The following is a 23,186-nucleotide window of genomic DNA, read 5'->3' as shown; positions in this document are numbered from 1 at the left end:
GGAACAGTTTTGTCGTGTCCTTCCTCCTCCCCCCCTTGCCCCCCCCCCACGGCCCTCAACCGTGGTAGCGGGGACAGGATTTGAACCTGCGACCTCTGGGTTATGAGCCCAGCGAGCTACCGAGCTGCTCCACCCCGCGTCGGTAAACACGACACTACGGCATCGGGAGCGAATCACCGAATCGGCGGCCGAAGTCGACAGCCGCCCCCGACTCGACCCCGATGGAGTGCGTCAAGTATTGGTAAATATAAGATCAAGACATACCTATCCTTTGGGGGCTATTTTCGGATTACCCAGGAAGCAGGTTGAGCTGATGAAGTTGGCCCGTGTTTCGGCGGTCCTCGCCGCCGTCGCGATCGCGCCGGCCGTCCTCCTCCCGTCGGCCGCGCATGCCGCCGATCTCGGTCAGACCCCCGGCAGCTCGGCGCCCGACGCCACCCCGGCGACCACCGCAGAGCCCACCCCCGACGCGAAGCCGGGCCAGAGCGCCCAGGACCAGGCCGCCGAGGACGACCGGGTCGCCGTCCTGCGGATCCTCGCCGACAAGAGCACGGGCATCAGCGTCCGAGAGGCCGCGCAGAAGGCGCTGAACGGGACGCCGCAGGATGTCCGGCACTTCCTGGAAGTCGGTCAGAACGACGCCCGGGTGGTGGACAACCGGGTCCTGGCGACCCAGCTCTACGCCGCCGGCGGCCCCGGGGTGAAGGAGGCAGCCCTCGCCGCGCTCCACGGCACCCCCGAGGACGTCAAGCAGTTCCTGGAGGTCGGCCAGTTCAAGGCCCGCGAACAGGACAACCGCGTGCTGGTCACCCAGATCTACAGCGCCGGCGGCCCTGCGGTGCAGGCGGCGGCTCGGGCCGCGATCAACGGCAGCGCGGACGATATCAAGCGCTTCCTGGAGGTCGGCCAGTTCGAGGCCCGTGCGAAGGACAAGGCGGCCCAGGACGCGGCCACCAGCACGCCGTCCCCGAGCACGAGCACGAGCACGAGCGCGAGTCCGAGCACCGGCGGCAGCCCGGCCGTCCAGCCGACCCCGGTCACCCCGACCGCACCGGCCACCGTCGGCTCCGAGGTCAAGCCGGTGGCGGTGACGACCCCGCAGGCCGTCCCGTCCACGGGCGCCACGGTCACGGCCGCGCCCACCCCCGCGCCCACCCCCACGGCCACCGCCAGCGCTCCGTTCTCAGTCGCCGGTCACACCGTGCTCGCCTCCACCGGTGGCGGCTCCGAGCTCCCGTGGCTGGTGGGCGGCGCCGTCGTCGCCCTGGGCGCCGGCGCGGCGCTGGCCGGTACGGCGCGCCGCCGGTCCTCCTCCGAGGGCTGAGCGCCACCTCCCGGTGACTCCCGGTCGGGGCGCTGGCTCGTATGGTCGTACGGCGGGCGGCCGAAGCCAGTTGCGATGGCTTCTGTCGAACTATCGGGAGAGAGAAAAGAGGAGCGGAAGAGGAGAGGAGTTCCCTCCCCCCCCCCCCCCCCCTCCCTCCCCCCCCCCCCCCCCCCCCCCCCCCCCCCCCCCCCCCCCGCTGCCATCAGGCGAGCTTGCCGCGCAGCCACCACGTGCTGAAGCCGGCCAGACCGGCGGCGAGGACGAGGTAGAGCGCCGTTTCGTACCACTGGAACGTCCAGTAGCGGTCGGCGGGCTGGTAGGAGACCGTCACGTGCAGGTCGGCCTTGACGAGGCAGGCGCTGTGGGCGGCTCCGTCCGTGATCCCCGCGCACGGCTGGGTCGCCATGGTGAGCGCCTGGCCGGACGCGTTCCTGACCGGCTCGGCCCCCGAGAGGACCCACGCCCCGCCCGGCATGCCCAGGTCCGCGACGAACGGGGCCGTGGGACCGGTTCCGCCCGTGAAGCCGATGAGCGTGGCGGAGTCCATCGTCGTCTGGGTGAGCGCGACGTCCCCGCGGACCGGCGACTCCAGGTGCGGCCGGACCGCCACCGGCATGAGGAACTGGATGGCGGCGAAGGCCACCAGCGTGACGGCCATCGCGGGCACGGTGCGCCGGATCAGCATGCCGAGGCAGGCCCCGAGCGTCACCGCGAAGGCGGCGTAGCCGAGCGGCACGACGCCGCGGCCCGCGAAGAGCAGCGGCAGGAACCGGTTGTGGTTGATCTTGTCGAGCGGAGCGGTGGACCAGGAGACCAGCAGGCTCAGCAGCCCGGTCGTCACAACGGCGGTGAGGCCGACGAACAGGAGCTTGACCGCGAGCCAGCGGGTGCGGGTGATGCTCTGGTTCCAGACCAGCCGGTGGGTGCCCGCCTCCAGCTCCCGGGCGATCAGCGGCGCTCCCCAGAAGATCCCGATCAGGCCCGGCACCAGCAGCACGAGTGCGCTGGCCAGGTAGTACGGAAAGCTGTACTCAGTGGCCAGTTGGGACAGGCCCGAGCCACTGACCAGGTCGCTGTGGTAGGCGGTGCGCAGCTGCGTCCCCGACATCACGAGGTAGACCGCGACGGCGGCCAGTGCGGCTGCGGCGGCCAGTATCTGGATCCGGAATTGACGCCAGGTCAGCCAGGTCATCGCTGTGCCTCCAGCACGCGTCGGTGGTCGGTCCCGGCGGCGCCGTCGGCGGCCCGGGTCATGTAGGAGAGGACGAGGTCCTCCAGGGCGAGCGGCTCCATCACCCAGGAGGGATCGTCGATCGCCGCGTCGGCGCGCACGATGAAGGTGCTCTGCCGGTCGGTGTGGTCGGCCTGGAGGACCTGTATGCCCGCAGGCAGCGTGTCGGGCTCGCGGCGGCCCGTGGTGAGCCGGAAGTGGGTGGCCAGCAGGTCGTCCATCTCGCCGTCGGCCTGAACCCGGGAGGCGACCAGGACGATCAGGTGGTCACAGACCCGCTCCAGGTCGGAGACCAGGTGGGAGGAGAGCACGACGGTCGCCTCGGTCTCGGCCACGAACTCCATCAGGCTCTGCAGGAACCCGCGCCGGGCCAGCGGGTCGAGCGCCGCGACGGGCTCGTCGAGCAGCAGCAGCTCCGGGCGCTTGGCCACGGCGAGGGTCAGCGCCAACTGGGCGCGCTGGCCGCCGGAGAGCCGACCGGCGCGCTGCGCCGGGTCGAGGCCCAGCTGCTTGATCCGGCACTCCGCCAGCCCGGCGTCCCAGCGCGGGTTGAGCCTGGCGCCCAGCTGCAGGTGCTCGGCGATCGTCAGCGCGGCATAGGTGGGCGTGTCCTGGGCGACGAAGCCGACCCTGGCCATCTGCACGGTGCTGGACGCGGGGCGTTCGCCGAGGACTTCGATGCTGCCGGTGCTCGGGGTGAGCATGCCGCAGGCCAGTTGCAGCAGGGTGGACTTGCCCGCGCCGTTCGGGCCGACCAGCCCGACGACCCGGCCGGCCGGGATGCTCAGCGTGCAGTCGGACAGCGCCTGACGGCGGCCGTAGCGTTTGCCCAGCCCTCGGGCTTCGATGATCGCGGTCATTTCTCCTCTTCGGTGGAGTTGCGGAACGTGTTGAGGAACAGGGCCTCGATGCTCTCCTCGTCCAGCCCGGCGCCGCGTGCCTTGGCGAGCCAGCGCTGCAACTCCTGCCGCAGCGGCCCGTGTTCGGACGGCGAAGGGTCGCCGAGCGTGCCGGTGACGAAGGTGCCGACGCCGGGCTTGGGAGAGACCAGGCCCTCGTTCTCCAGTTGCCGATAAGCCTTGAGCACGGTGTTGGGGTTGATCGCGACCTTGGCCGCGACGTCCTTGACCTTCGGCAGGCGGTCACCCTCGGACAGCAGGCCCAACCGGAGGGCCTGGCGTACCTGGTGGACCAACTGCATGTAGGGCGCGACACCGGACCGTGCCTCGATGTGGAACTCGATCACCACAACCTCATTTATCTAGCTTCATAGCACTATAGAACTATGGTGCTGACGACCTGTCAAGCGAACTGATCAACGCCGATTCCGGACATGACGGATCATCAGGACGGTCCCGGGCGACACGGCGACACATGCGTGAGCCCTCGACCACGGTCACGTGATCGAGGGCTCCGGCGGACTCGGCGCTCAGACTGCTTCCTCTTCCACTCGCTCCGTCGCCGTCGGCAGGCAGCGGGGGCAGGCGCAGACCGGCCACATGTCGGTGATCGGGCGGGTGTACGGCTCACCGAGACGGACGGTCGAGCGGGAGAGCTCGATCCGCCGGCCGGTGTCGGTGAGCCGGTAGACGCGCAGGGTCATGGCGCTCTTGCGGCGCTGCTTCATCATCATTCGGTGCCTCAACTCATCGTGCAGCGTGCATGTCTGCATCTGTGCAGATCGGGCAGTCGGGCCAGCCCAGCGGACAGGGCTCGACCCGGTCGACGGCCCCGGGCGGACGGCGGCGCAGCCACTGAGCCGCCCAACCGGCCATCACTCTTCTCAACTCGTGTTCTCATGGCGCGAGTTCAAGCCATCGCGGAGCAGCCCGGCGATCATCCTGATGACATCGGCGCGGGCCCGGCCGAGGTCCACCAGCACTTCGCCGGTGAACCATCCGTTGTTCGAATCGACGCACGCCGACGGCAGGATGACCTCCGCCAGCGCGAGCAGGGCCACCAGCTCCTCCAGCGCGCCTGTGGCCTCCGCCCGCTTCTGCGCCGGGATCCGCGCGAGCCGCGAGCCCTCCTTGCGCTCCTCCACCACCACTCCTCTCATTGCAACCTGTTACCAAGCATCGGCACCGCGTAGTACGTTGGCGAGATCCAGCCCGTGACACCGGCTTCTCGTCAGGGAAATCCGAACCAGAGGTGGGGACTTGGCGACCGGACGTTCGAACGAGCACCTTCCGCTCACCCCCGAGGCGTGGGGCTGGATGCTGAGGGACTGGCGCACCTTCAGGGGCCTCAAGACCGCCGTGCTGGCGCGTCAGATCCCGTGCGACGCATCGCTGCTGTCACGCTTCGAGGCCGCCGAGCGGAACCCGCAGGAGGGGACGGTGCTGCGGCTGGACCAGCTACTCCAGGCGAACGATGCGCTGGTGCGGGCGTGGAAGGACGTGGACTGGGAGCGGGAGATCGTCCATCCGGACTGGTTCAAGCGATACGCCGGGCTGGAGGCGGCAGCGGAACTGATGAGGGGCTACCACGTCAAGCGTGTCTGGGGTCTGCTGCAGACTCCGGCCTACGCACGAGCGCTCTTCCGATTCGCGAAGCCTGACGCAAGCGAGGCGGAGATCGCCAACATGGTTGCGGCCCGCATGAGTCGGCAGAGGCGCTTCTTCAAGCCGGACGGACCCCAGCTCGTATCGATCCTTGACGAGGCCACGATCTGGCGTTCGGTCGGCGGCGCTGCTGTGATGCGCGAGGAACTCCAGCACCTTCTCGATGTCGGGCAGCGATACCCCAACATCGTGATCCAAGTGGCCCCATTCGCCCTGGGCGAGCGAACCGGCGCGACCGGCAGCAGCATGACCCTCCTGACCATGCCTGGTGGGGAGCACTGGGGTTATTCGGAGAGCATGAGCAAGGGCTACTTCGTAACCGATTCGCAAGCCCTCAGGGAGCGTTCACGGTTCTATGATCGGCTCAGGGCAGAGTCACTGTCCGCGCCGGACTCGGCGCGCCTGATCCGCCGTGTGATGAGAGGGCTCTACAACGTGACTACCACCAACCCTCCGAAGCCCGTCGCGTACTCGAACCGCAAGGCGGACTGGAAGACCAGCAGCTACAGCGAAGGCGACGGCGGAGACTGCGTCGAAGTCGCGCTCAACCTCGACAGCACCGTCCCTGTCCGCGACAGCAAAGACCGCCAAGGCCCGCAGCTCGACTTCACCTCCACCGCCTGGACCACCTTCATCCACGGCATCAACGACGGCGGCTTCGGCACCTCCTGAGAGGACACGCCAACATGGAGCAGTGGCAGACCAGCAGCTACAGCCAGGGCGACGGCGGGAACTGCATTGAGGTCGCGCTCAACCTCGACAGCATCATCCCCGTGCGCGACAGCAAGGACCGCCAAGGCCCACAGCTCGACTTCACCCCCACCGCCTGGTCCACCTTCATCCACGGCATCAACGACGGAGACTTCAGCACCTCCTGAGAGGACACGCCAACATGGAGCAGTGGCAGACCAGCAGCTACAGCGAAGGCGACGGCGGGAACTGCATTGAGGTCGCGCTCAACCTCGACAGCATCGTCCCTGTCCGTGACAGCAAGGACCGCCAGGGACCGCAGCTCGACTTCACCTCCACCGCCTGGACCACCTTCATCCAGGGCATCAACGACGGAGACCTCAGCACCTCCTGAGAGGACACGCCAGCATGGAGCAGTGGCAGACCAGCAGCTACAGCGGGGGTGACGGGGGTGAGTGCGTCGAGGTCGCGCTCAACGTCGACGGCGCAGTGCCCGTACGCGACAGCAAAGACCGCCAAGGCTCGCAGCTCGACTTCACCAGCAACGCCTGGACCACCTTCATCCAGGGCATCAACGACGGAGACTTCGGTACCACCTGAGAGGACACCTCAGCATGGAGCACTGGAAGACCAGCAGCTACAGCCAGGGTGACGGCGGAGACTGCGTCGAAGTCGCGCTCAACCTCCACAACACCATCCCCGTCCGCGACAGCAAGGACCGCCAAGGCCCACAGCTCGACTTCACCCCCACCGCCTGGACCACTTTCATCCACGGCATCGGCAACGGCGACTTCGGCACCGCCTGACGGTCACCCTGACCACTGCGCCCGGCGGAAGTCCCCCGGGGTGCAGCCGGTCTCGCGGGTGAAGAACTTGCCGAAGTTGGTGGCCTCGGTGAAGCCGAGTCCACGGCCGATCGCGGCCACCGGCAGGTCGGTATGGGCGAGCAGTCGCTGGGCCTGCAACGCGACGCGGGCGTTCGCGAGTTGCTTCGCGCTGCGCCCGGTGGCGGCGACGCACGCGCGGGACAGGGTTCGGGCGGAGTATCCGAGCCGCTCGGCGTACTCCTCCACCGAGCGCGTGGTGGCGAACGAGCGTTCCAGCTCCCGCCGGAAGGCGCGGTAGACCTCGACGCCCGGCGAGGCGGGCGCCGGGTGGCCGAACGGCGCGGCGAGGCGCGCCATGCGGATCAGCAGCGCGCCGAGGAGCTGACGCAGCAGCGCGCCGGTCAGCTCGACGTCAACGGCAGCAGCCCCGTCCCGCAGTGTCCGGTACTCCGCCTCCAGCTCCGACACTGCCCGATCGAAGGCGTCGAACTCGCCCGGCGGCAGCCGCCATCCGACCGACCCGAAGCCGTCGAGCACCTCGCCCGTCCCGTGCAGCGGCGGCGGGAAGTCGGCGGTGAACAGCACCAGCACGGCGTCGAGCTCCGCCGGACGCCCGTCCGCACCGGCCGGCAGGCGCTGCACCTGGCCCGGTCGCAGGTAGAGCAGCGTGCCACGGGCACACGGGTAGCTGACGAAATCGACCATCGCGGCACCCTCGCCACCTCGCACCAGCATGACCTGGTGGAAGTCGAGACGGCTCGGCCGGCGCGCGACCGAGCTCTTCAACCGCTGCTTCAACGCGTCGAAGGTCAGTACCTCGATGCCGGTGTGCACCCGGTCGGGGTTGTCGTAGGCGATGTCGATGACGTCGCGCTGTCCACTTTCGACCATCACAGGGCGCGACTCTACCTCGCCCGCAGAACAGCCGCAGGGGCATCGTGGACGCACGGCCGACCGGCCGTCACCACTCCCTCGTGAGGTAAGGACTCTCCACCATGCACCCTGTCGTCACCGCCCCCACCGAGCTGCCGATCCTCTTCCAGGACGCCCTGAACGCCGGCGACATCGACGCCGTGCTCGCCCTGTTCGCCCCGGGCGCGGGCATGCGCACGGTGACCGGCGAGCAGATCGCCGGCGCCGAGGCGCTGCGTGCGGAGATCACCGGAACCGTCGCCGCCCACGGCCGACTGACGAACGTCTCCCGGCACGCGCTCATCGGCGCGGACACCGCGCTCCTGGTCACCGACTGGACCCTGGAGATCGACGGCCCCGACGGCGAGCGGATCGCGCCGACCGGCACCACCGCCAACATCGCCCGCCAGGGCACCGACGGCGGCTGGCGCTTCACCCTCCTCAACCCGCTCGGCATCGCCTGAGCCGCCTGAACGGCCTGAACGGCCCGACCCGCCACGGTCAGCCGGAGTAGGACGCCCGCCGGGCCCGGATGACCCGCCGCAGCGCGGGCGCCGCCGGGCCGGTGAGCTGCGTCAACTCGTCGATCCGGAGCCGGTGTTCGCGGCGCCGGCGGCCGTCCAGCACCCGGCGCAGGTCGGCCGCCACGGCGAGGCCGACCAGAGCGGCCTCGCCCGGCCGCACGTCCGCCAGCGGGTCGGTGAGCGCCCGTCCGACGGCGGCGGTCAGGAGCTCGCGCGGCGCCGGATCGCACAACTGCGGGCGGAGCACCGGGAAGAGGCCGAGCACCCGGCGCTCCGCCAGCTCCAGCACGCCCCGCTCGACGAGTTGGTCACGCACCGCCTCGACGATGCCGCGGTTGTCGGCCTTGATCCAGTACTGCCAGCCGCGCGGCCTGGCGAGCGAGAGCTGCTCCAGCGCACCCGCGAGCACCGGGTCGAGCCGGGCCGGAGCCGGACGGTCGGTGAACAGCACGCCGTCCCGGTCGAGCAGCAGGCCGCGCTGGAGCAGGTCGGTCAGCGCCGCCGCGCGCAGCAGCGGCCCGAGCTCGGAGGTGTGAGGGACCCGGCCGTTGTCGGGCCGGTAGGCCAGCAGGTAGAGCCTGCCCGGCAGCGTGTCGGGGAGGTCCATGGGGTGTTCCTCTCGGTCGGGGCTACTCGATGGCGGGTGCTTCCGGGTCGGGGGTTTCACTGTCGGGCGCGTCCGCCTCGGTGGATTCCGTGTCGCCGACCGATGCCTCCCCCTTGGGCGGGCGCCCCCGGCGGGCGATGCCGGCGGCGTCCGTCGGCATCCGGCCGGCGGCGCCGAGTGCGCGCCGGAGCAGGAACTCGATCTGCGCGTTCGTACTGCGCAGTTCGTCGCCCGCCCACCGGGCCAGCGCGTCGTGCACTGCGGGGTCGAGCCGCAGCAGGATCTTCTTCCGTTCAGCCGCCACCAGGCGCGCTCACTGATAGAGCGAGCCGGTGTTGACCACCGGCTGCGTGCCACGGTCGCCACAGAGCACCACCAGCAGGTTGCTCACCATGGCGGCCTTGCGCTCCTCGTCGAGCTCCACGACGTCGTGCTCGGCGAGCCGGGCGAGCGCCAGCTCGACCATCCCGACCGCTCCCTCGACGATCCGCCGGCGGGCGGCGACGACCGCACCGGCCTGCTGGCGCTGCAACATGACCTGGGCGATCTCCGGCGCGTACGCAAGCCGGGTGATCCGGGACTCGACCACGTGGACGCCGGCCGAGGCGACCCGGGCGGAGATCTCCGCGGAGAGCTTGCGGGTGATCTCGTCGGCGCTGTCGCGCAGCGAGAGCTGGCCGTCCTGCCGGGCGTCGTACGGGTAGCTGTTCGCGATGTGCCGCACGGCGGTCTCGGACTGGATCGCGACGAACTGGCGGAAGTCCTCGACCTCGAAGACGGCCTTCGCGGTGTCCTCGACGTTCCACACCACGACGGCGGCCATCACGATCGGGTTGCCGTCGGCGTCGTTGACCTTGGCCGGCTCGGTCTCCAGGTTGCGGATCCTGGTGGACACCGTGCGACGGGTGGTGAACGGGTTGACCCAGGTCAGGCCGGGGGTGCGCAGCGTGCCGCGGTAGCGGCCGAGCAGCTGGACCACCCGGGCCTGGCCGGGTGCGACCGCGGTGAGGCCGCGCAGGCAGAGCACCCCGCTGAGCATGACCAGCAGGCCGCAGCCCATCACGGCGGCGGCGCCACCGCCGTGCGCGACGGCCGAGCCGACCGCGATCAGCGTGATGCCGCCGAGCAGCAGCAGCACGCAGACGCCGAGCATCGGCAGCCCGGGGGCGCCGCTGACGGTGCGCTCCTCGACCTTGGGCGCGGGCATGCTCGGGATGCCGGGGACGGGTGGTTGCTGGAGATCGCTCATGGCGAGCCTTCCTTCCGCAGCTTCCGCTGCCGCTTCTGCTGCTTCCATTGCTTCCGTTGGCACAGGACTAGCATAGTGATATCACTTTATCGAGCGACTCAAACCGGAGCCACCGAAAGCGGGAGGGACCCAACATGAGCGACGCAGAGCCGGGCGGCACGCGGCCGGACACACCAAGCAGGCCGCAGCCGGGCGGGCCGCGACTGGAGGTCGATCGGCTCTCCAAGCGGTACGGCGCGACCGTCGCGCTCGACGGGATGACCTTCGACGTCCGGGCCGGCGAGATCTTCGGCTTCGTCGGCAGCAACGGCGCGGGCAAGACCACGACCATGCGGATCGTGCTCGGGGTGCTCGCGGCGGACGCCGGCGAGGTCCGCTGGGACGGCGCGCCGGTCACCCGGGAGACCCGCCGCCGGATCGGCTACATGCCGGAGGAACGCGGGCTCTACCCCCGGATGCGGGTCGGCGAGCAGCTGGAGTACCTGGCCCGGTTGCACGGCCTCGACGCGGCCCGCGCCGCCCGGGCCACCCGGGAGTGGACCGAGCGGCTCGGCATCGCGGCCCGGATCGGCGACGAGGTGCAGCGGCTCAGCCTCGGCAACCAGCAGCGGGTCCAGCTCGCCGCCGCGCTCGTCCACCACCCGGACATCCTGGTGCTGGACGAGCCGTTCTCCGGCCTCGACCCGGTGGCCGTGGACGTGATGAGCGAGGTGCTCCGCGACAAGGCGGCGGACGGCGTGCCGGTGATCTTCTCCAGCCACCAGCTGGATCTGGTCGAACGGCTCTGCGACCGGGTCGGCATCATCCGCTCCGGCTCGATGCTCGCCTGCGGCACGGTCGGCGAACTCCGCTCCGGTGGAGCCGACTTGCTGGTGGTCGACGCGCCGCGGGCGGCGCCCGGCTGGGCCGACGGCCTGCCGGGGGTCACGGCCGCCGGCACCGAGGGCAGCCGCACGGTCCTCGAACTGGCCCCCGGCGCGGACGATCAGGCCGTTCTGGCGGCGGCCCTGGCCACCGGCCCGGTCCGGGAGTTCGCGCGCCGGCAGCGCTCGCTGACCGAGCTGTTCCGGCACGTGGTGAGCGAGCAGGGCGAGCAGCGTGCACAGGACGAGCAGCAGCAGCAGGAGGTGGCGGCATGAGCAGCGCAGAGAACACCGGCGCCGGCACACGTGACGCGATAGCCCTGGTCGCCCGGAGGGAGTTGACCACCCGGCTGCGCACCCGGGCGTACCGGATCGCGCTCGGTGTGATGGTGCTGCTGGTGGTCGCGAGCAGCGTGGTGCTGCACTTCGTGCACGCCGGCGGGCCGAGCACCGACACCGTCGGCCTGCTGCGCCAGGACGCCGCGCTGGCAGCGCCGTTGGAGGCCGCCGGCACCGCCACCGGGCAGCGCATCGTCACCCGGACCGTCCCCGATCAGGCGAGCGGCGAGGCGCAGGTGCGCAGCGGCGACCTGACCGCCCTGGTGGTGAGCGTCCCCCAGGGCTTCCAGGTGACGGTCGACAAGTCGCTGGACGCCACGCTGCGCGGGGTGCTCGGCGCGATCGCCCGCGAGCAGGTGCTGGACGCCCAGATCACCCGGCTCGGTGGCAGCCCGGTGCAGGTGGCCGAGGCCGAGCGCGCGGCGAGCGTCCAGGTGGCCGCACTGCAACCGCCCAAGGCCGAGCACGGCCAGCACATCGCGGTCGGGATCATCGCCGGCCTGCTGATCTACCTGACGCTGCTGACGGTGGGCCCGATGATCGCGCAGGGCGTGGTCGAGGAGAAGAGCAGCCGGGTCGTCGAGCTGCTGCTGGCCGCGATCCGGCCGTGGCAGCTGATGGCCGGCAAGGTGCTCGGGATCGGGCTGCTCGGGCTGCTCCAGGTCGCGCTGGTCAGCGGCGCCGGGGTTCTCGCGGCCCGGCTGACCGGCACCCTGACGCTGTCGTTCGGCGGCTCGGCGGGCGTCGCGCTCTGGGCGGTGGCCTGGTATCTGGGCGGATTCGCGCTGTACGCGCTGCTCTTCGCGGCCGCCGGTGCGCTGGTCTCCCGCCAGGAGGACCTGAGCAGCGTGCAGTTCCCGGTCATGATGCCGCTGATGGCGGCCTGGATCCTGGGCATCAGCGTGCTGCCGAGCCATCCGGACAACGCGCTGGTGGCGGCGCTCTCGATGGTGCCGCTGCTCGCCCCGGTGCTGATGCCGATCCGCATCGCGCTCGGCGTGGTGCCGCTCTGGCAGAGCGTTTCGGCACTCGTGCTGACGCTGCTGGTCGCGGTGGTGCTGGTCCGGTTCGCGGCGCGGATCTACCGCAACTCCGTGCTGCGCACCGGTGCCCGGGTCGGCTGGCGCGAGGCGCTCCGCGAGGCGTGAGGGGCGAGGCGTGACCGGTGCGGAAACGCGCGGGTGTCCCGCCGCCGGCATCGGCGGCCGGACACCCGCACTGCCCCGCCGATCAGCCCGAAGCGGGCACCAGCGCCGCGGTCTGGCGCCAGATCAGGCCGTCCCGCAGGACCCAGGTGCCGACGAGGCCCAGCCGGTTGCCGTCGATCTCGATCGTCGAGTGGTACACCACGCAGTCGCCGTCCTGCTCGATCGAGATGACCTCGATGATCTGCGGGTCGAGTGCGACGTACTCCTCCAGGAACGTGCGGATCTGCTCCTCGCCGTTGGCGACCACGTCGGGCAGCCGCAGGATGTGGGCGTCCTGGTGGTAGTTCCTGAGCATGCCGTCGATGTCACCGGCGCGCATCTGGTCGAGGTCCCGCCGGAACAGCTCGGGCAGTTCGGGCAGTTCGGTTGCTGACATGGCTCCCCCTTGTTGGAAATTCGGTTACGCCGTACCGCCGTTGACGCGGATGTTCTGTGCCGTCACCCACCCCGCGGCGTCGCTCGCCAGGAAGGCCACCACGGCGGCGATCTCCTCCGGCCGGCCGAGCCTCCCGAAGGCGCTCAACGCCTCCAGCCCGGCCAGGAACTGCTCGCTCTTGCCGTTGCGGTACGTCTCGGTCTCCGTCGCACCGGGGCTGACCGTGTTGACGGTGATCCGCCGGTGGCCGAACTCCTTGGACAGGATGTGGGTGAACTGCTCGACCGCCCCCTTGGTCGCGTCGTAGACCGCGTATCCGGGCAGCATCAGCGCGGTCGTCGAGCTGGAGATCGAGATGATCCGGCCCGCGTCCGCCAGGTGCTGCCAGGCCAGTTGGAGGCCGTGGAAGGCTCCCTTGACGTTGACCGCGAAGCTCAGGTCGAACTCGGCCTCGGACACCTCCGCGAACGGCTTGGTGACCGCGACGGCGGCGTTGTTGACCAGGACGTCCCAGCGGCCGAACTCGGCGAGCAGCCGTTCCACCATCGCCTGGTACTCGGCGCGGTTGCTGACGTCGGCCGCGATCGCGAGCGCCGTGCCGCCGGCCGCCTCGATCTCGGCGACTGCCTTGGCCGCGGGCTCCGGCGTGTGCGGGTGGTTGATCACCACCCGCGCGCCGGCCGTGGCCAGCGCGAGTGCGATGGCCTTCCCGATCCCGGTCGCCCCGCCGGTCACCAGGGCGGTCTTGCCGGTGAGTGATGTGGGCGTGTTCATCGTGAGCCCTCTCTCGATGGTTTCGGCTCGGTCCGGGTGCCCGGCCCGTACAACTCGCCTGCCGTACGGGCGTGCAGGCGTACGGCCGTGCGGGCCGGGCACCACGGGGGATCAACTCACTCGAACCAGTGGTCGAGCGTGATGTCGGCGCCCTCGCCCAGGTTCGCGCGGAAGCCGCCGGTACCGCGCAGGCCGGTCAGCTCGCCGGTGCCGGAGCCCGGCACCACGAACCACTCGCCGCTGACGACGTTGCCCTCGAGGGTTCCGGAGTCCTGCAGGAGGAACGTGCCCTCGCGGCCGTGCAGCTTGCCGGTCACCCGCTCCAGTCCGACGAAACTGGCCGTCCCGTCGGCGCGGTAGACCTGGAGGAACTCGACCACGCCCTCGCCCTCGATGTCGCCGCTGAAGCTCTCCTCGACGTGGATCCGGTTCAGGATCCCGCCCTCGGCCGGCGAGTCGTACGCCTCCGGCTCGTACTTGTGCACGGTGATCTTCGCGACCGCCTGCTTCTTCTCAGCACTCATGACTGCTTGCCTCTCGTTGCCGGTTGGTAGTCCTGACATGTCGGTCAGGTGGCTGTGATGGACATCGGGTGCCGGAAGACGTTCTGCGGGTCCCACTTCGCCTTGACCTGCTGGAGGCGGGGGTAGTTGCTCCCGTAGTAGAGCGTCTGCCAGGGCACGCCCGAGGTGTTGATGGCCGGGTCGGCGGCGTCCGGGTCCGGCAGGTTGATGACGCAGCCCTCGTAGGACTGGCCCGGCACCGGGAAGCCGCCGGTGCTCGCGAACGTCTGGCTGTAGAGGTCGCGCAGCCAGCCGATGTGCACGGCGTCGTCCGCCGGATCGGCCCAGTAGACCTGGTAGAAGGCCAGCATCGCCGAGTTGCGGTACGAGATGGCGGTGGCGTCCTGCGCGACCGCGTTGATCCGGCCGCCGGCCATGGCACCGAGCTGGAGCACCGCGGAGACCGGGTTCGAGTAGTCGGTCCGCGTCACGTTGGCGTAGAGCGCGGCGATCTGGTCGGGCGTGAAATTCACCTTGAGATTCGCGCTCTTCACCGCGTTGCGCAGGCTCGCGTTGGTCTCGTTCATCGGCATCGCGTTGTTGATGGTGTCCCACGCCTCGGCCCAGGCCAGCGTCCGGTAGGGCAGGTCGGGTGCGATTCCGGTGCTGGCGGTCAACTGGCCGTGGTAATTCCGGATCAGCTGCTGGGCATCCGGGACGGTGGCGTCGATGAAGGTGGTCAGCGCCACCGGGCCGGACGACACATGCGGAATCTGGAGTACCGAGGAGAGCGCCGTGTAGGGCGAGTCGGGCGAGCTGTTCGCGACGAAGAAATCGCCCAGATTGCTCACCAGATTGCCGAACTGGGTCTGGGTCAGCGAATCCCACGGAAAGATCGCGGTCGTCAGGAAAACACTCTCCGGCGGCCTCGGGAGTTGCCGGCCGGGATCGTTCCCGGTGGCACCCGGCGACTGGAACCAGTATTTGGTGATGATGCCGAAGTTGTTCCCGCCGCCGCCGCACAGCGCCCAGTAGAGGTCGCTGTTACACCCGTCCCGCTGCGCGATCACGGTACTGACGTTGTCGTACGCGTCGACGGTCACCACCTCCATGGCCTGGATGTGGTCGGTGATCAGGCCGAACTGCCGGGAGAGCAGACCGTGGCCGCCGCCGGTCGCGTGACCGCCGACGCCGGTTCCCGGGCAGTGCCCGCCCGGCAGCGTGACGCCGTACCCCCGGTACAGCGTGTCGTAGACGTCGCCGAGCTTGGCGCCGGCCTCCACCGCGAAGGCGTTCTGGCGGGTGTCGAAGTAGATCTTGTTCATCAGCGAGAGGTCGATGACCGTCTGCACCGAGCTGTTGTAGACGAAGTCCGCGTAGCAGTGGCCGCCGCTGCGGACCGAGAGGAACTGGCCGCTCCAGACCGCGCGCTGGACGGCCGCGGCGACCTGCTCGGTCGTGCTGACCAGCTGGACGCTCGACGGCGTCCCGACCCAGCGCCGGTTGAAGGCGGTGACCAGCTCGGTGAACCGCGGGTCGCCCGGCGTCACGACGACCGGGCCGTAGACCGGCGGCGGGCAGCTGAACGCCGCTCCGACGGAGCCGGTGGCGCCGGCGCCCGCCGCGGGCGCCGCTGCGGCCGGCGGCGTCGGCGCGGCCTGGGCGGGCAGCTGCCCCAGGCTGAGGATCCCGGCGGTACCGGCCCCGCCGAGGACGGCCGATCTGAGCACGAAGTTGCGTCTGGACACGTTGGCCATGACAGTTGTCCCCCGTCTGGTGAGCAGAACGTGACGTGCGACCCGGAGCCGGCCGGACTCACGGGCGGAAATCACAGGTGAAGTGGTGCGGAAACACTGCGTCCACTGGTCGCCGATATCGGCCGGGCCGCTGGGCAGCGGAGATCGCGGATCGGGAGGGAAAACACGATCCGCGCCGTGCCGCATACCTGCCGCGAATACGCGGCGCGAAATATGCGCGGGCGCTCCGGAACTCAGACCGCCCGCAGCCCCCCGCGGCCGGAATGCGCGCGGTTTCTCGACCGGCCGGACCGGCCGTCGCCTATTACCCGGTTCATGGTGCAGTCCCCCGACTGAGCCGACATTCAGGACCGGACGGACCAGTGGTCACATCGGGCCGATGGGGCGGAGCTCCCGCTGCCCATGGGTCACAGTATTGACCTTTGACTGCACTGGAGTCAATGCCGGTGATCAGACTGGGTCATGTTGCTATTGATCAATCACTGGAACTGTGTACAGAATTCTCAGATATCCGAAAACCGCAGGTCGCGAAACGACCCCGGGCGGAATTCTGTCCGGGGTCGTTCAATTTAGCGGAACCGATAGTCCTCAATTCCGGAACGGGTGCACCGGAGAACTCCGTCAGGCCCCGCCGAGTGCCGCCGCCACCAGCTCGCCGACCTGGCTCAGCGGCCGGATCAGCTCCTGCGGCACCTCGAAGCGCCGCCGGAGGTCGGCCGGGTCCTGGTAGCTGACCCAGACCCGCGAACGGTCGTCCGCCCAGACCAGCACGCGCAGCGGCAGCTCCAGCGCGAGCAGCGGGGCGGCCACCATCGCGGGCGTGCCGGCGACCGGATTGCCGAAGATCAGCACCTTGGTCTCGTTCATCGCCAACCCGACGCCCTTCGCGGCGCCGCTGTGGTCCACCGTCGCGAACAGGCCCAGCCCCTTGGCCTCGATGACGCTTTCGAGCCGGTCCACCGTCTGCGACACCGTGAGCGGGCTGGGCACGCTCACCGTTCCGGAGCCGGCCGCCGCCGGGGACGCGGGTGCGAAGTCGGCCATGAGCTGCGGCCTCCCTGATAGGTCCGATGGTTCCGCTGGGGCACCGGAGGATTCTGATCGGGCAACAGGTCTACCAGCCCGCAGCGGTGGCACGGGGGACGACACTCACGGCCTGTGTGCCGACCGAAATTCGCTCGCCCGTGCCGCGCGGCGGTCGATAGCTTGTGCCGCCCGCGCACATCACCCCACGGACACAGGATTCGAGGCCGCCGAATGACGTCGGAGCAGACCGCCGGGACCGAGCAGACCGAGCAGACCGAGCAGGGCCCCCAGATCGACATGGCTCGCAGCAAGGTCTTCGGAGAGGTGGCCGACCAGTACCACTTCGGCCGCACCGGTTACGCCGACGCACTCGTCGACGAGGTACTGGCCTACGCGGCACTGGGCGACCGGAGGGCCGTCGAGATCGGCGCGGGCACCGGAAAGGCGACCCGCCAGTTCGCCGCACACGGCATACCGGTGCTCTGCGTCGAGCCCGACCCCCGGATGGCCGAGGTACTCAGCCACACCACCGGTCGCTATCCCCATGTCCAGATCGAGGTCTCCGACTTCGAGGCGTGGCAGCCGGCCGGCCGGCGCTTCGGTCTGCTGTACGCCGCCACGGCCTGGCACTGGTTCGACCCGCAGCAGCGCTGGGACAAGGTGCACGAGGCGCTGGAGCCCGGCGGCACGGTCGCGCTGCTCTGGAACCCGCACGGCATCGTCGATCCCGGCCTGCGGGCCGAACTCGCCGAGATCGACCGCCGCCACGGCGTCGAGGACAGCCCGCACAGCGTGCTCGGCTCCGACTACGGGCCCGAGGCGGGCATGTGGGCCCGCGGGAAGGACGAGGTGGACGACGGCTGGCCGGCGGACGAGTGCCGCCGCGACGGCCGCTTCACCGACCTGCGTTCGGTCCGCTTCCGCGAGGACGTGCACTACAGCACCACTCGCTACCTCAACTACCTCACCTCGATCTCCACCTACCGCGTGCTGCCCGAGGAGCACCGCGAGCAGGCGCTGGCCGAGACCGCCGCGCTGCTCGACGCGCGCGGCGGCGGCATCGACATGCACCGGATCAGCGACGTCTTCCTCGCCCGCGCCATGGCCTGACGGCCTGCGCCCCAACTCGTCCACCGGGTGGTGAACCTGCCGAAGTACCAGCTGCGTGTGTTCGTTTGTAGGGCAGCTTGCAGAGTTGCCTTGCATCCGTCCAACCATCTGGAAACGAAAGGGAGATCCAAAGATGAAGATCCTGTTCGCCATCCGTGACGCGTCGTTCGCCAAGAAGAGCCTGAAGGCCAGCGCTTGGTACCACTGGTACTAGGCCGAACTGATCACGACCTCGGGTACCTCGCCTGACTCGGGTACCTGACCAGCTGATCCGTTCCCGCCCCCGGCCCCGTCCCGGCCTCCGTCAGGAGCCCGGGCAACGGGGACGGGGGCGGGGTCCGTCCGGCCCCCGGCAGAGTCTCGGAGACTTCACATGGCGCTCTCCCCCGCCCTCTCGCGTTCCCGAACCACCGTCTTCTCGCCCCGACTTGAAGCCCTGCTCCGGGACCACCGGGGCAAGGACGCCGTGCGGCTCGAACCCGACACGATCGGAGTCGCCGGACCCGAGCTCACCGACCGGATCCTCGCCGCCCGGCGCGCCACCGAGCTCGAACGGCCCACGTTCAAGCCGCTGCACGGGCGTTCGATCACCCGCACCGAGGCGTCCTCGGTGATGCGGACGATCGGCAGCGACGTACGCGAGGCGCTGAGCGCTCCGCTGCCGGAGCGGATCGACCTGTCCGGCCCGTGGCCGCTCACCGGCCACCTCTTCCTGCGCGACCTCATCCTCGGCCAGGACCCGTACCGGCTGCGCATCCTGATGAGCCGAAACCTCGAACTCACGCCCGTACTCACCTGGTTGGTGATCGCGGCCGGTGCCGCACTGCCCGGGCAGCCCAAGCCCGGCGACAAGCTGACCGAGCTCGCCAAGCTCACCGCCGAGGCGACCGGCTACCACGACCGGCGATACGCGATGGGCATCTACCGCCGGGCCGCCGCGCCGGTCTGCTTCACCGTCTCGACGCTGGTCGCGAACGCGCTCTGGCTCGGTGCGCCGTTCGACGACAGCACATCGAACCGGAACATCATCTTCGAGTCGCTGCGGATGCTGCCGCCGTCCTGGAACATCCTGCGCTACGCCTCGCCCGAGTACCCCGCGATCGATTCGCGGATCGGCGCGGGCGACGACATCCTCATCCTGCCGCTGCTCTCGCAGCGCGACCCGGCGCTGTGGGAGGACCCGGACGAGTTCCGCCCCGAGCGCTGGGACCACCTCGACCCGGACGACACCCCCGGCTACCTGCCGTTCGGCCACTCCTCCGAACGCTGCTGGGGCCGGCACATGGTGATGCCGTTCGCCGAGCTGCTGCTTGACCAGGTCCGCTCCGCCGGCCTGGTCGTCGACCCCGACCAGCGGACCGCCAAGGTGCCGCTGCTCGGCCTGCTCGGCGTCGACGAGGTCCGACTCGTGAAGGCACGCGGTGCACACTGAACCCGAGGCCGCAGGCATCGAGCTCGCCGACGGCCCGTTCTACGCCGATCCGCACGCCGCCTACCGCCGCTGGCACGCCGAGGGCGGCGTGCGCAGGGTCCGGTTCGGCGGCTCGGCCGGGCTCGAGGGCTGGGTCGTCACCGGCCACGCCGAGTGCCGGGCCGCGCTCGCCGATCCCCGGCTGAGCAAGCGCGCCGTCACCGAGGCGTTCGCCCGGCACGTCGGCAACGACGAGGGCGGCCCCGGCCGCGAGTTGACGACGCACATGCTCAACTCCGACCCGCCGGAGCACACCCGGCTGCGCAGGCTCGTCCAGCAGGCCTTCACCGGACGGCAGGTGGCAACCCTGCGGCCGATGATCGAGCGCCAGGTCGGCGAACTGCTCGACCAGCTGGCGGGGCTCGACTCGGCCGAGCTGATCAGCGAGTTCGCCCTACCGCTGCCGCTCTCGGTGATCTTCGAGCTGTTCGGCGCGCCGCAGGCCGAACGGGAGAACCTCCAGGTCCGGGGCAGTTCGGTGGACGGCGGCACGGCGGACGGGGAGGTCTCCGTCATGACCGCCGAGGGCATGGCCGAGTACCTGCGCGCGCTCGTCCGGCACAAGCGCGCCCACCCGGGCGACGACCTGATCTCCGCCCTGATCACCGCCCAGGCGGACGGCGACCGGCTGACCGAGTCCGAGATCACCTCGATGGCCTTCCTGCTCGCCATCGCCGGCCACCAGACCACCGCCAACCTGATCGCCAACACCGTTCACGCCCTGCTCGGCTACCCCGGACAACTCGCGGCGCTGCGCGCGGATCCGGCTCTGCTGCCCGGCGCGATCGAGGAAGTCCTGCGCCACGAAAGCCCGTTCGCCATCGCCTCGATGCGGCGCAGCACCGAGCCGGTGACCATCGCGGGCACCACGATCCCGGCCGGTGAGTTCGTCCAGATCGCACTGCTCGCCGCCAACCGCGATCCGGCCGTCTTCACCGACCCCGACCGCTTCGACATCACCCGCCCGGACGCCGCGCGACACCTCGCCTTCGGCCACGGCATCCACCACTGCCTCGGCGCACCACTGGGCCGTCTGCAGGCCGAAGTCGCGGTCGGCGAACTGCTGCGCCGTTTCCCGGCGTTGCGGCCGGCCGAGCCGACCGGTGCCGCGCCCTGGCAGGAGAATCCGCGGCACCGGGGGCTGCTCAGTCTGCCGGTGCTGCTGCGCTGACGGCGCTGACGGCCGGCGCGGGCGCCTGCTCGGCCACCACCGCCCGCTCGTGCTCGTGCTCGTGCCCCTGCCCGTGCTCGGCGGAGCGTTCACGGCGGCCGGCCTTGCCGACCCGGCCGGCGGCAGTGGCGACCCAGGCAACCAGCTGGACCAGGCCCGCCATGGCGAACAGCAGCGTCGGGCTGAGGTCGGTGGCCATCCAGCCGCCGAGCAGCGCGGCCGGCAGGATCGCCGAGAACGAGAGCGCGCGGTTGACCGCGACCACCCGCCCCATGAACTCGGCACTGACCACCTTCTGGCGGTAGGTGAACCAGCCCACGACGATGAGCGAGGTCGCGGCCCCCGCGAGCGCCCAGGCCGGCGCGAGCAGCAGCGCGTTCGCCGTGACGACCGGGGCGAGCAGGGCGATCGCCAGCGCGCCCATGCCGACCGACAGCATGGTGCCCTCGGTCAGGCGGTGCAGCAGGCGTGGGACGGCGGCGGCGCCGACCACCGCGCCGGCCCCCTGGGCGGCGACGATCAGCGCCAGGGCGAGTTTCGACTGGTGGGTGGCGTCGGTGACCACGTAGACCAGGTTCGCCTCGACGGCGTAGACGGCGAAGTTGGTGAGGGTCAGCAGAATGGTGCCCGAGCGCAGCACCGGGTCGGCGAAGAGCAGCCGGAACCCGGTCAGCAGGTCGGGAGCCATGCCGCGCACCGCCTGGCGCACCGTGGTGACCGCCTTGGTGGCCACCGCCGTCCTGGTGAGCAGCACGAGCAGCGCGGAGCCGGCGAACGAGACCGCGTTGACGGCGCTGGCCACCGCCGGGCCGAGGTAGGCGACGATGCTGATGCCGACGATCGGGCCGAGCATGTTGAGCAGGCTGTCCGAGCCCTGCACCCAGGCGTTCATCACCGCGCGGCGCCCGACAGGCACCCGGTCCATCAGGAAGCCCTGGAAGGCCGGGAAGTAGAGCGGGCGCACGCAGGCCAGCAGGAACGCGGCCGCGTACACGAGGGCGACCTGCGGATGGTGGAACAGGCAGATCAGCGCGATGCCGCCGACCACGACGGCCGAGGTGAGGTCGCAGCCGATCATGAGCCGGCGCCGGTCGGCCCGGTCGGCCAGCACGCCGCTGAACAGGCCGACCAGGACGTAGGGGACGAACTCCAGCGCGTAGGTGAAGGCGGCGAAGAACGCCGAGTTCGTCAGTTGCAGCACCAGCAGCGGCATGGCGAACCGGAACACCCAGTCGCCGGTGCTGGAGACGATGTAGGCGGTGCGCAGCAGGGTCTCGTCCCGGCGTTCAGACATCGCGGCCGCCCGCGGAGGTGGTGGGGGTGTCCAGGGCGGTGGGGGCGTCCAGCGGCAGCAGGGGGTCCTCGGCGGCCTTCTCCAGCAGATTGACCAGCGCGTCGAGCAGCGCGGTCACGAACTCGTCGGGCAGCCGGTCGGCCTGGTAGTAGGCGGACAGGGTGAGTTCACCCGGACCGGCCTCGCCGACCAGCATGAGCGCGCTGCGCGGGCGGAAGCCCTCGTCCGACAGCGGCAGCGCGGTGGTGACGGCGGGTGCCAGGTCCAGCCCGGAGCCGTGCAGTTGGGCGTACAGCATGTTGAGGACGACGCCGATGGGGGCGTCGGGGTCGGCGTACTCGTCGGGGTTGAACGCCTTGACCAGTTCGGCGAACGGCACCGCGCCGTGCTCCTGCGCGTCGAGGCTGGCGGTCCGGACCCGGGCGAGTGCGCTGCGGAAGCTGTCGGCGCCGGCCAAGTCGGTGCGCACCACCAGGAGTTCGGCCAGCGGGGCGACCAGGTGCTCGCGGCCGTCGGTCTCGCGGTTGTAGACGTTGACGGCCACCGCCTGGTCGTCCTCCCCGGTGTGCTCGCGCAGGGTCAGGTGCAGCGCGCACAGCACGAGCATGAAGAGCGTGACGCGTTCGCGGGCGGCCAGGCGCACGACGGCGGCGGCCAGGTCGGCGGGCAGCGGGCGGGCCTGGTAGCCGCCCCGGGGCGGGCGCGCCGGAGTGCCGGCGGTGTTCAGCGAGGGGATCTCCAGGCGTGGGATGGCGCCACTGCCGGCCAGCCGGGCCCGCCAGAAGTCCATCAGCTGCCGGCCGTCCGCGCCGTCCAGTAGCCGCTGCTGGTCCGCCACGTGGTCCTGGTAGGTGTAGTCGACCGGCGCCAGCTCCGGCTCCCGGCCGGCGGCCAACGCGCCGTAGACGGCGGACAGTTCGTCGAGCAGCACGCCCCGCGCCCAGCCGTCCACGATCAGGTGGTCGAAGACGACGACGACGAGGTGCTCGGCCTCGTCCACCCGCACGACACTGATCCGCCAGCGCTCGGGCGCCTCGGCGGGCAGCGGTCGGTCGGCCTCGGCGCGGACCAGCTCCAGCGCCGCGCCCTCGTCACCGTGGGCGTCGAACGACTCGACGCGGCTGGTGACGTGCGCCTGCACGCTCTGCCGGTAGGGGTCCGGGAAGCTCGTGCGCAGCGCCTGGTGGCGCTCGGTGAGCCTGGCCTGCGCCTGCTCCAGCAGCGACAGGTCGAGGGGGCCGCGCACGCGGTAGGCCTGGGCGATGGTGCGGATCGAGGGGACGCCCGAAGCGCGGGCGCGCTGGTCCATCAGGAGCCTGCCTTCCTGGTAGCTCAGGGTCGGCAGCGGCAGCGGTGCGGGCAT

General features: G+C 70.6%; 29 protein-coding genes and 1 tRNA gene. 13 read left to right on the top strand and 17 right to left on the bottom strand.

The genetic code is table 11. From position 1 onward, the window contains the following. Window positions 1-62: 62 nt before the first annotated feature. Window positions 63-139, bottom strand: a tRNA-Met gene (locus AC060L_RS13530). A gap of 174 nt (window positions 140-313) precedes the next feature. Here AC060L_RS13530 and AC060L_RS13525 point away from each other — a divergent pair. Further along, on the top strand, window positions 314-1,324 hold the full coding sequence (locus AC060L_RS13525) for an ALF repeat-containing protein (RefSeq protein WP_483798923.1): 1,011 nt from the start codon (window positions 314-316) through the stop codon (window positions 1,322-1,324). Window positions 1,325-1,529: 205 nt separating this feature from the next. Here AC060L_RS13525 and AC060L_RS13520 read toward each other — a convergent pair whose 3' ends face one another. The 5 genes from AC060L_RS13520 to AC060L_RS13500 form a co-directional block, all read right to left on the bottom strand. After that, window positions 1,530-2,519, bottom strand: coding sequence for a transporter (locus tag AC060L_RS13520; RefSeq protein ID WP_483798922.1), 990 nt, complete (start codon window positions 2,517-2,519; stop codon window positions 1,530-1,532). After that, on the bottom strand, window positions 2,516-3,418 hold the full coding sequence (locus tag AC060L_RS13515) for an ABC transporter ATP-binding protein (protein WP_483798921.1): 903 nt from the start codon (window positions 3,416-3,418) through the stop codon (window positions 2,516-2,518). Before AC060L_RS13515 ends, AC060L_RS13520 begins: the two co-directional genes overlap by 4 nt. Beyond that, on the bottom strand, window positions 3,415-3,804 hold the full coding sequence (locus AC060L_RS13510) for a GntR family transcriptional regulator (RefSeq protein WP_483798943.1): 390 nt from the start codon (window positions 3,802-3,804) through the stop codon (window positions 3,415-3,417). Before AC060L_RS13510 ends, AC060L_RS13515 begins: the two co-directional genes overlap by 4 nt. A gap of 183 nt (window positions 3,805-3,987) precedes the next feature. Beyond that, window positions 3,988-4,191 carry a hypothetical protein gene (locus AC060L_RS13505; RefSeq protein ID WP_483798920.1) on the bottom strand — a complete coding sequence of 68 codons (204 nt, stop codon included), beginning with the start codon at window positions 4,189-4,191 and terminating at the stop codon, window positions 3,988-3,990. 150 nt (window positions 4,192-4,341) lie between these two features. Next, entirely contained in the window at window positions 4,342-4,602 is a 261-nt protein-coding gene (locus AC060L_RS13500) for a hypothetical protein (RefSeq protein ID WP_483798919.1), read from the bottom strand. 115 nt (window positions 4,603-4,717) lie between these two features. On the opposite strand from AC060L_RS13500, the gene AC060L_RS13495 reads away from it, so the two are divergent. Genes AC060L_RS13495 through AC060L_RS13475 form a run of 5 tightly spaced genes read left to right on the top strand, consistent with a single transcriptional unit; the run spans window position 4,718 to window position 6,618 of the window. Next, window positions 4,718-5,794 carry a Scr1 family TA system antitoxin-like transcriptional regulator gene (locus AC060L_RS13495; RefSeq protein ID WP_483798918.1) on the top strand — a complete coding sequence of 359 codons (1,077 nt, stop codon included), beginning with the start codon at window positions 4,718-4,720 and terminating at the stop codon, window positions 5,792-5,794. A 14-nt stretch (window positions 5,795-5,808) separates the two neighbouring features. Then, on the top strand, window positions 5,809-6,000 hold the full coding sequence (locus AC060L_RS13490; RefSeq protein WP_483798917.1) for a DUF397 domain-containing protein: 192 nt from the start codon (window positions 5,809-5,811) through the stop codon (window positions 5,998-6,000). A gap of 14 nt (window positions 6,001-6,014) precedes the next feature. Next, window positions 6,015-6,206, top strand: coding sequence for a DUF397 domain-containing protein (locus AC060L_RS13485; RefSeq protein WP_483798916.1), 192 nt, complete (start codon window positions 6,015-6,017; stop codon window positions 6,204-6,206). A gap of 14 nt (window positions 6,207-6,220) precedes the next feature. Next, the gene (locus AC060L_RS13480; RefSeq protein ID WP_483798915.1) at window positions 6,221-6,412 is read left to right on the top strand and encodes a DUF397 domain-containing protein; all 192 of its coding nucleotides are present in this window, start codon (window positions 6,221-6,223) and stop codon (window positions 6,410-6,412) included. Between the two features lie 14 nt (window positions 6,413-6,426). Next, on the top strand, window positions 6,427-6,618 hold the full coding sequence (locus tag AC060L_RS13475) for a DUF397 domain-containing protein (RefSeq protein WP_483798914.1): 192 nt from the start codon (window positions 6,427-6,429) through the stop codon (window positions 6,616-6,618). A gap of 3 nt (window positions 6,619-6,621) precedes the next feature. Here AC060L_RS13475 and AC060L_RS13470 read toward each other — a convergent pair whose 3' ends face one another. After that, the gene (locus tag AC060L_RS13470; protein ID WP_483798942.1) at window positions 6,622-7,530 is read right to left on the bottom strand and encodes an AraC family transcriptional regulator; all 909 of its coding nucleotides are present in this window, start codon (window positions 7,528-7,530) and stop codon (window positions 6,622-6,624) included. A 104-nt stretch (window positions 7,531-7,634) separates the two neighbouring features. Here AC060L_RS13470 and AC060L_RS13465 point away from each other — a divergent pair, with 104 nt between their 5' ends. After that, window positions 7,635-8,015, top strand: coding sequence for a YybH family protein (locus AC060L_RS13465; RefSeq protein ID WP_483798913.1), 381 nt, complete (start codon window positions 7,635-7,637; stop codon window positions 8,013-8,015). A gap of 37 nt (window positions 8,016-8,052) precedes the next feature. On the opposite strand, the gene AC060L_RS13460 is transcribed toward AC060L_RS13465, so the two are convergent. The 3 genes from AC060L_RS13460 to AC060L_RS13450 are packed head-to-tail and all read right to left on the bottom strand — an operon-like array spanning window position 8,053 to window position 9,931. Continuing rightward, complete coding sequence (locus tag AC060L_RS13460) at window positions 8,053-8,682, bottom strand: GOLPH3/VPS74 family protein (protein ID WP_483798912.1); 630 nt, start codon at window positions 8,680-8,682, stop codon at window positions 8,053-8,055. Between the two features lie 22 nt (window positions 8,683-8,704). Then, window positions 8,705-8,989 carry a type II toxin-antitoxin system antitoxin gene (locus AC060L_RS13455; protein ID WP_483798941.1) on the bottom strand — a complete coding sequence of 95 codons (285 nt, stop codon included), beginning with the start codon at window positions 8,987-8,989 and terminating at the stop codon, window positions 8,705-8,707. 6 nt (window positions 8,990-8,995) lie between these two features. Then, a complete protein-coding gene (locus AC060L_RS13450; protein WP_483798911.1) occupies window positions 8,996-9,931 on the bottom strand; it encodes an SPFH domain-containing protein in 936 nt (311 codons plus the stop codon). A gap of 134 nt (window positions 9,932-10,065) precedes the next feature. On the opposite strand from AC060L_RS13450, the gene AC060L_RS13445 reads away from it, so the two are divergent. Together AC060L_RS13445 and AC060L_RS13440 are read left to right on the top strand one after the other, a co-directional pair. After that, on the top strand, window positions 10,066-11,070 hold the full coding sequence (locus tag AC060L_RS13445) for an ABC transporter ATP-binding protein (RefSeq protein ID WP_483798910.1): 1,005 nt from the start codon (window positions 10,066-10,068) through the stop codon (window positions 11,068-11,070). Beyond that, window positions 11,067-12,281, top strand: coding sequence for an ABC transporter permease (locus AC060L_RS13440; protein WP_483798909.1), 1,215 nt, complete (start codon window positions 11,067-11,069; stop codon window positions 12,279-12,281). The genes AC060L_RS13445 and AC060L_RS13440 overlap by 4 nt, the downstream gene beginning before the upstream one ends. Before the next feature lie 82 nt (window positions 12,282-12,363). On the opposite strand, the gene AC060L_RS13435 is transcribed toward AC060L_RS13440, so the two are convergent. The 5 genes from AC060L_RS13435 to AC060L_RS13415 all read right to left on the bottom strand — a co-directional run bounded on the left by AC060L_RS13435 (window position 12,364) and on the right by AC060L_RS13415 (window position 16,795). Then, window positions 12,364-12,717 carry a nuclear transport factor 2 family protein gene (locus AC060L_RS13435; RefSeq protein ID WP_483798908.1) on the bottom strand — a complete coding sequence of 118 codons (354 nt, stop codon included), beginning with the start codon at window positions 12,715-12,717 and terminating at the stop codon, window positions 12,364-12,366. Window positions 12,718-12,741: 24 nt separating this feature from the next. After that, window positions 12,742-13,491, bottom strand: coding sequence for an SDR family oxidoreductase (locus AC060L_RS13430; RefSeq protein WP_483798907.1), 750 nt, complete (start codon window positions 13,489-13,491; stop codon window positions 12,742-12,744). Between the two features lie 116 nt (window positions 13,492-13,607). Continuing rightward, entirely contained in the window at window positions 13,608-14,015 is a 408-nt protein-coding gene (locus AC060L_RS13425; protein WP_483798906.1) for a DUF3224 domain-containing protein, read from the bottom strand. 44 nt (window positions 14,016-14,059) lie between these two features. Beyond that, window positions 14,060-15,742 carry an FAD-binding oxidoreductase gene (locus AC060L_RS13420; protein WP_483798905.1) on the bottom strand — a complete coding sequence of 561 codons (1,683 nt, stop codon included), beginning with the start codon at window positions 15,740-15,742 and terminating at the stop codon, window positions 14,060-14,062. Window positions 15,743-16,372: 630 nt separating this feature from the next. Next, window positions 16,373-16,795: a DUF302 domain-containing protein gene (locus tag AC060L_RS13415; protein ID WP_483798904.1), complete on the bottom strand. Its 423-nt coding sequence runs from the start codon at window positions 16,793-16,795 to the stop codon at window positions 16,373-16,375. A 213-nt stretch (window positions 16,796-17,008) separates the two neighbouring features. Between AC060L_RS13415 and AC060L_RS13410 the strand changes: the two genes are divergently transcribed. The 4 genes from AC060L_RS13410 to AC060L_RS13395 all read left to right on the top strand — a co-directional run bounded on the left by AC060L_RS13410 (window position 17,009) and on the right by AC060L_RS13395 (window position 20,529). Beyond that, on the top strand, window positions 17,009-17,887 hold the full coding sequence (locus AC060L_RS13410; protein ID WP_483798903.1) for a class I SAM-dependent methyltransferase: 879 nt from the start codon (window positions 17,009-17,011) through the stop codon (window positions 17,885-17,887). A 133-nt stretch (window positions 17,888-18,020) separates the two neighbouring features. Then, window positions 18,021-18,101 (top strand): tryptorubin family RiPP precursor, encoded by an 81-nt coding sequence (locus tag AC060L_RS13405; RefSeq protein WP_483798940.1) that lies wholly within the window; start codon window positions 18,021-18,023, stop codon window positions 18,099-18,101. Window positions 18,102-18,260: 159 nt separating this feature from the next. After that, a complete protein-coding gene (locus AC060L_RS13400) occupies window positions 18,261-19,319 on the top strand; it encodes a cytochrome P450 (RefSeq protein WP_483798902.1) in 1,059 nt (352 codons plus the stop codon). After that, complete coding sequence (locus tag AC060L_RS13395) at window positions 19,309-20,529, top strand: cytochrome P450 family protein (RefSeq protein ID WP_483798901.1); 1,221 nt, start codon at window positions 19,309-19,311, stop codon at window positions 20,527-20,529. The genes AC060L_RS13400 and AC060L_RS13395 overlap by 11 nt, the downstream gene beginning before the upstream one ends. On the opposite strand, the gene AC060L_RS13390 is transcribed toward AC060L_RS13395, so the two are convergent. After that, window positions 20,504-21,823: an MFS transporter gene (locus tag AC060L_RS13390; protein ID WP_483798900.1), complete on the bottom strand. Its 1,320-nt coding sequence runs from the start codon at window positions 21,821-21,823 to the stop codon at window positions 20,504-20,506. The two genes, AC060L_RS13395 and AC060L_RS13390, sit on opposite strands and share 26 nt — an antisense overlap. Further along, complete coding sequence (locus tag AC060L_RS13385; protein ID WP_483798899.1) at window positions 21,816-23,186, bottom strand: condensation domain-containing protein; 1,371 nt, start codon at window positions 23,184-23,186, stop codon at window positions 21,816-21,818. Before AC060L_RS13385 ends, AC060L_RS13390 begins: the two co-directional genes overlap by 8 nt.

The organism is Kitasatospora sp. NEAU-69 (assembly GCF_057158765.1).
Note: the sequence above shows the minus strand (reverse complement) of the source record. Positions and strands in the feature narration are given on the sequence as shown.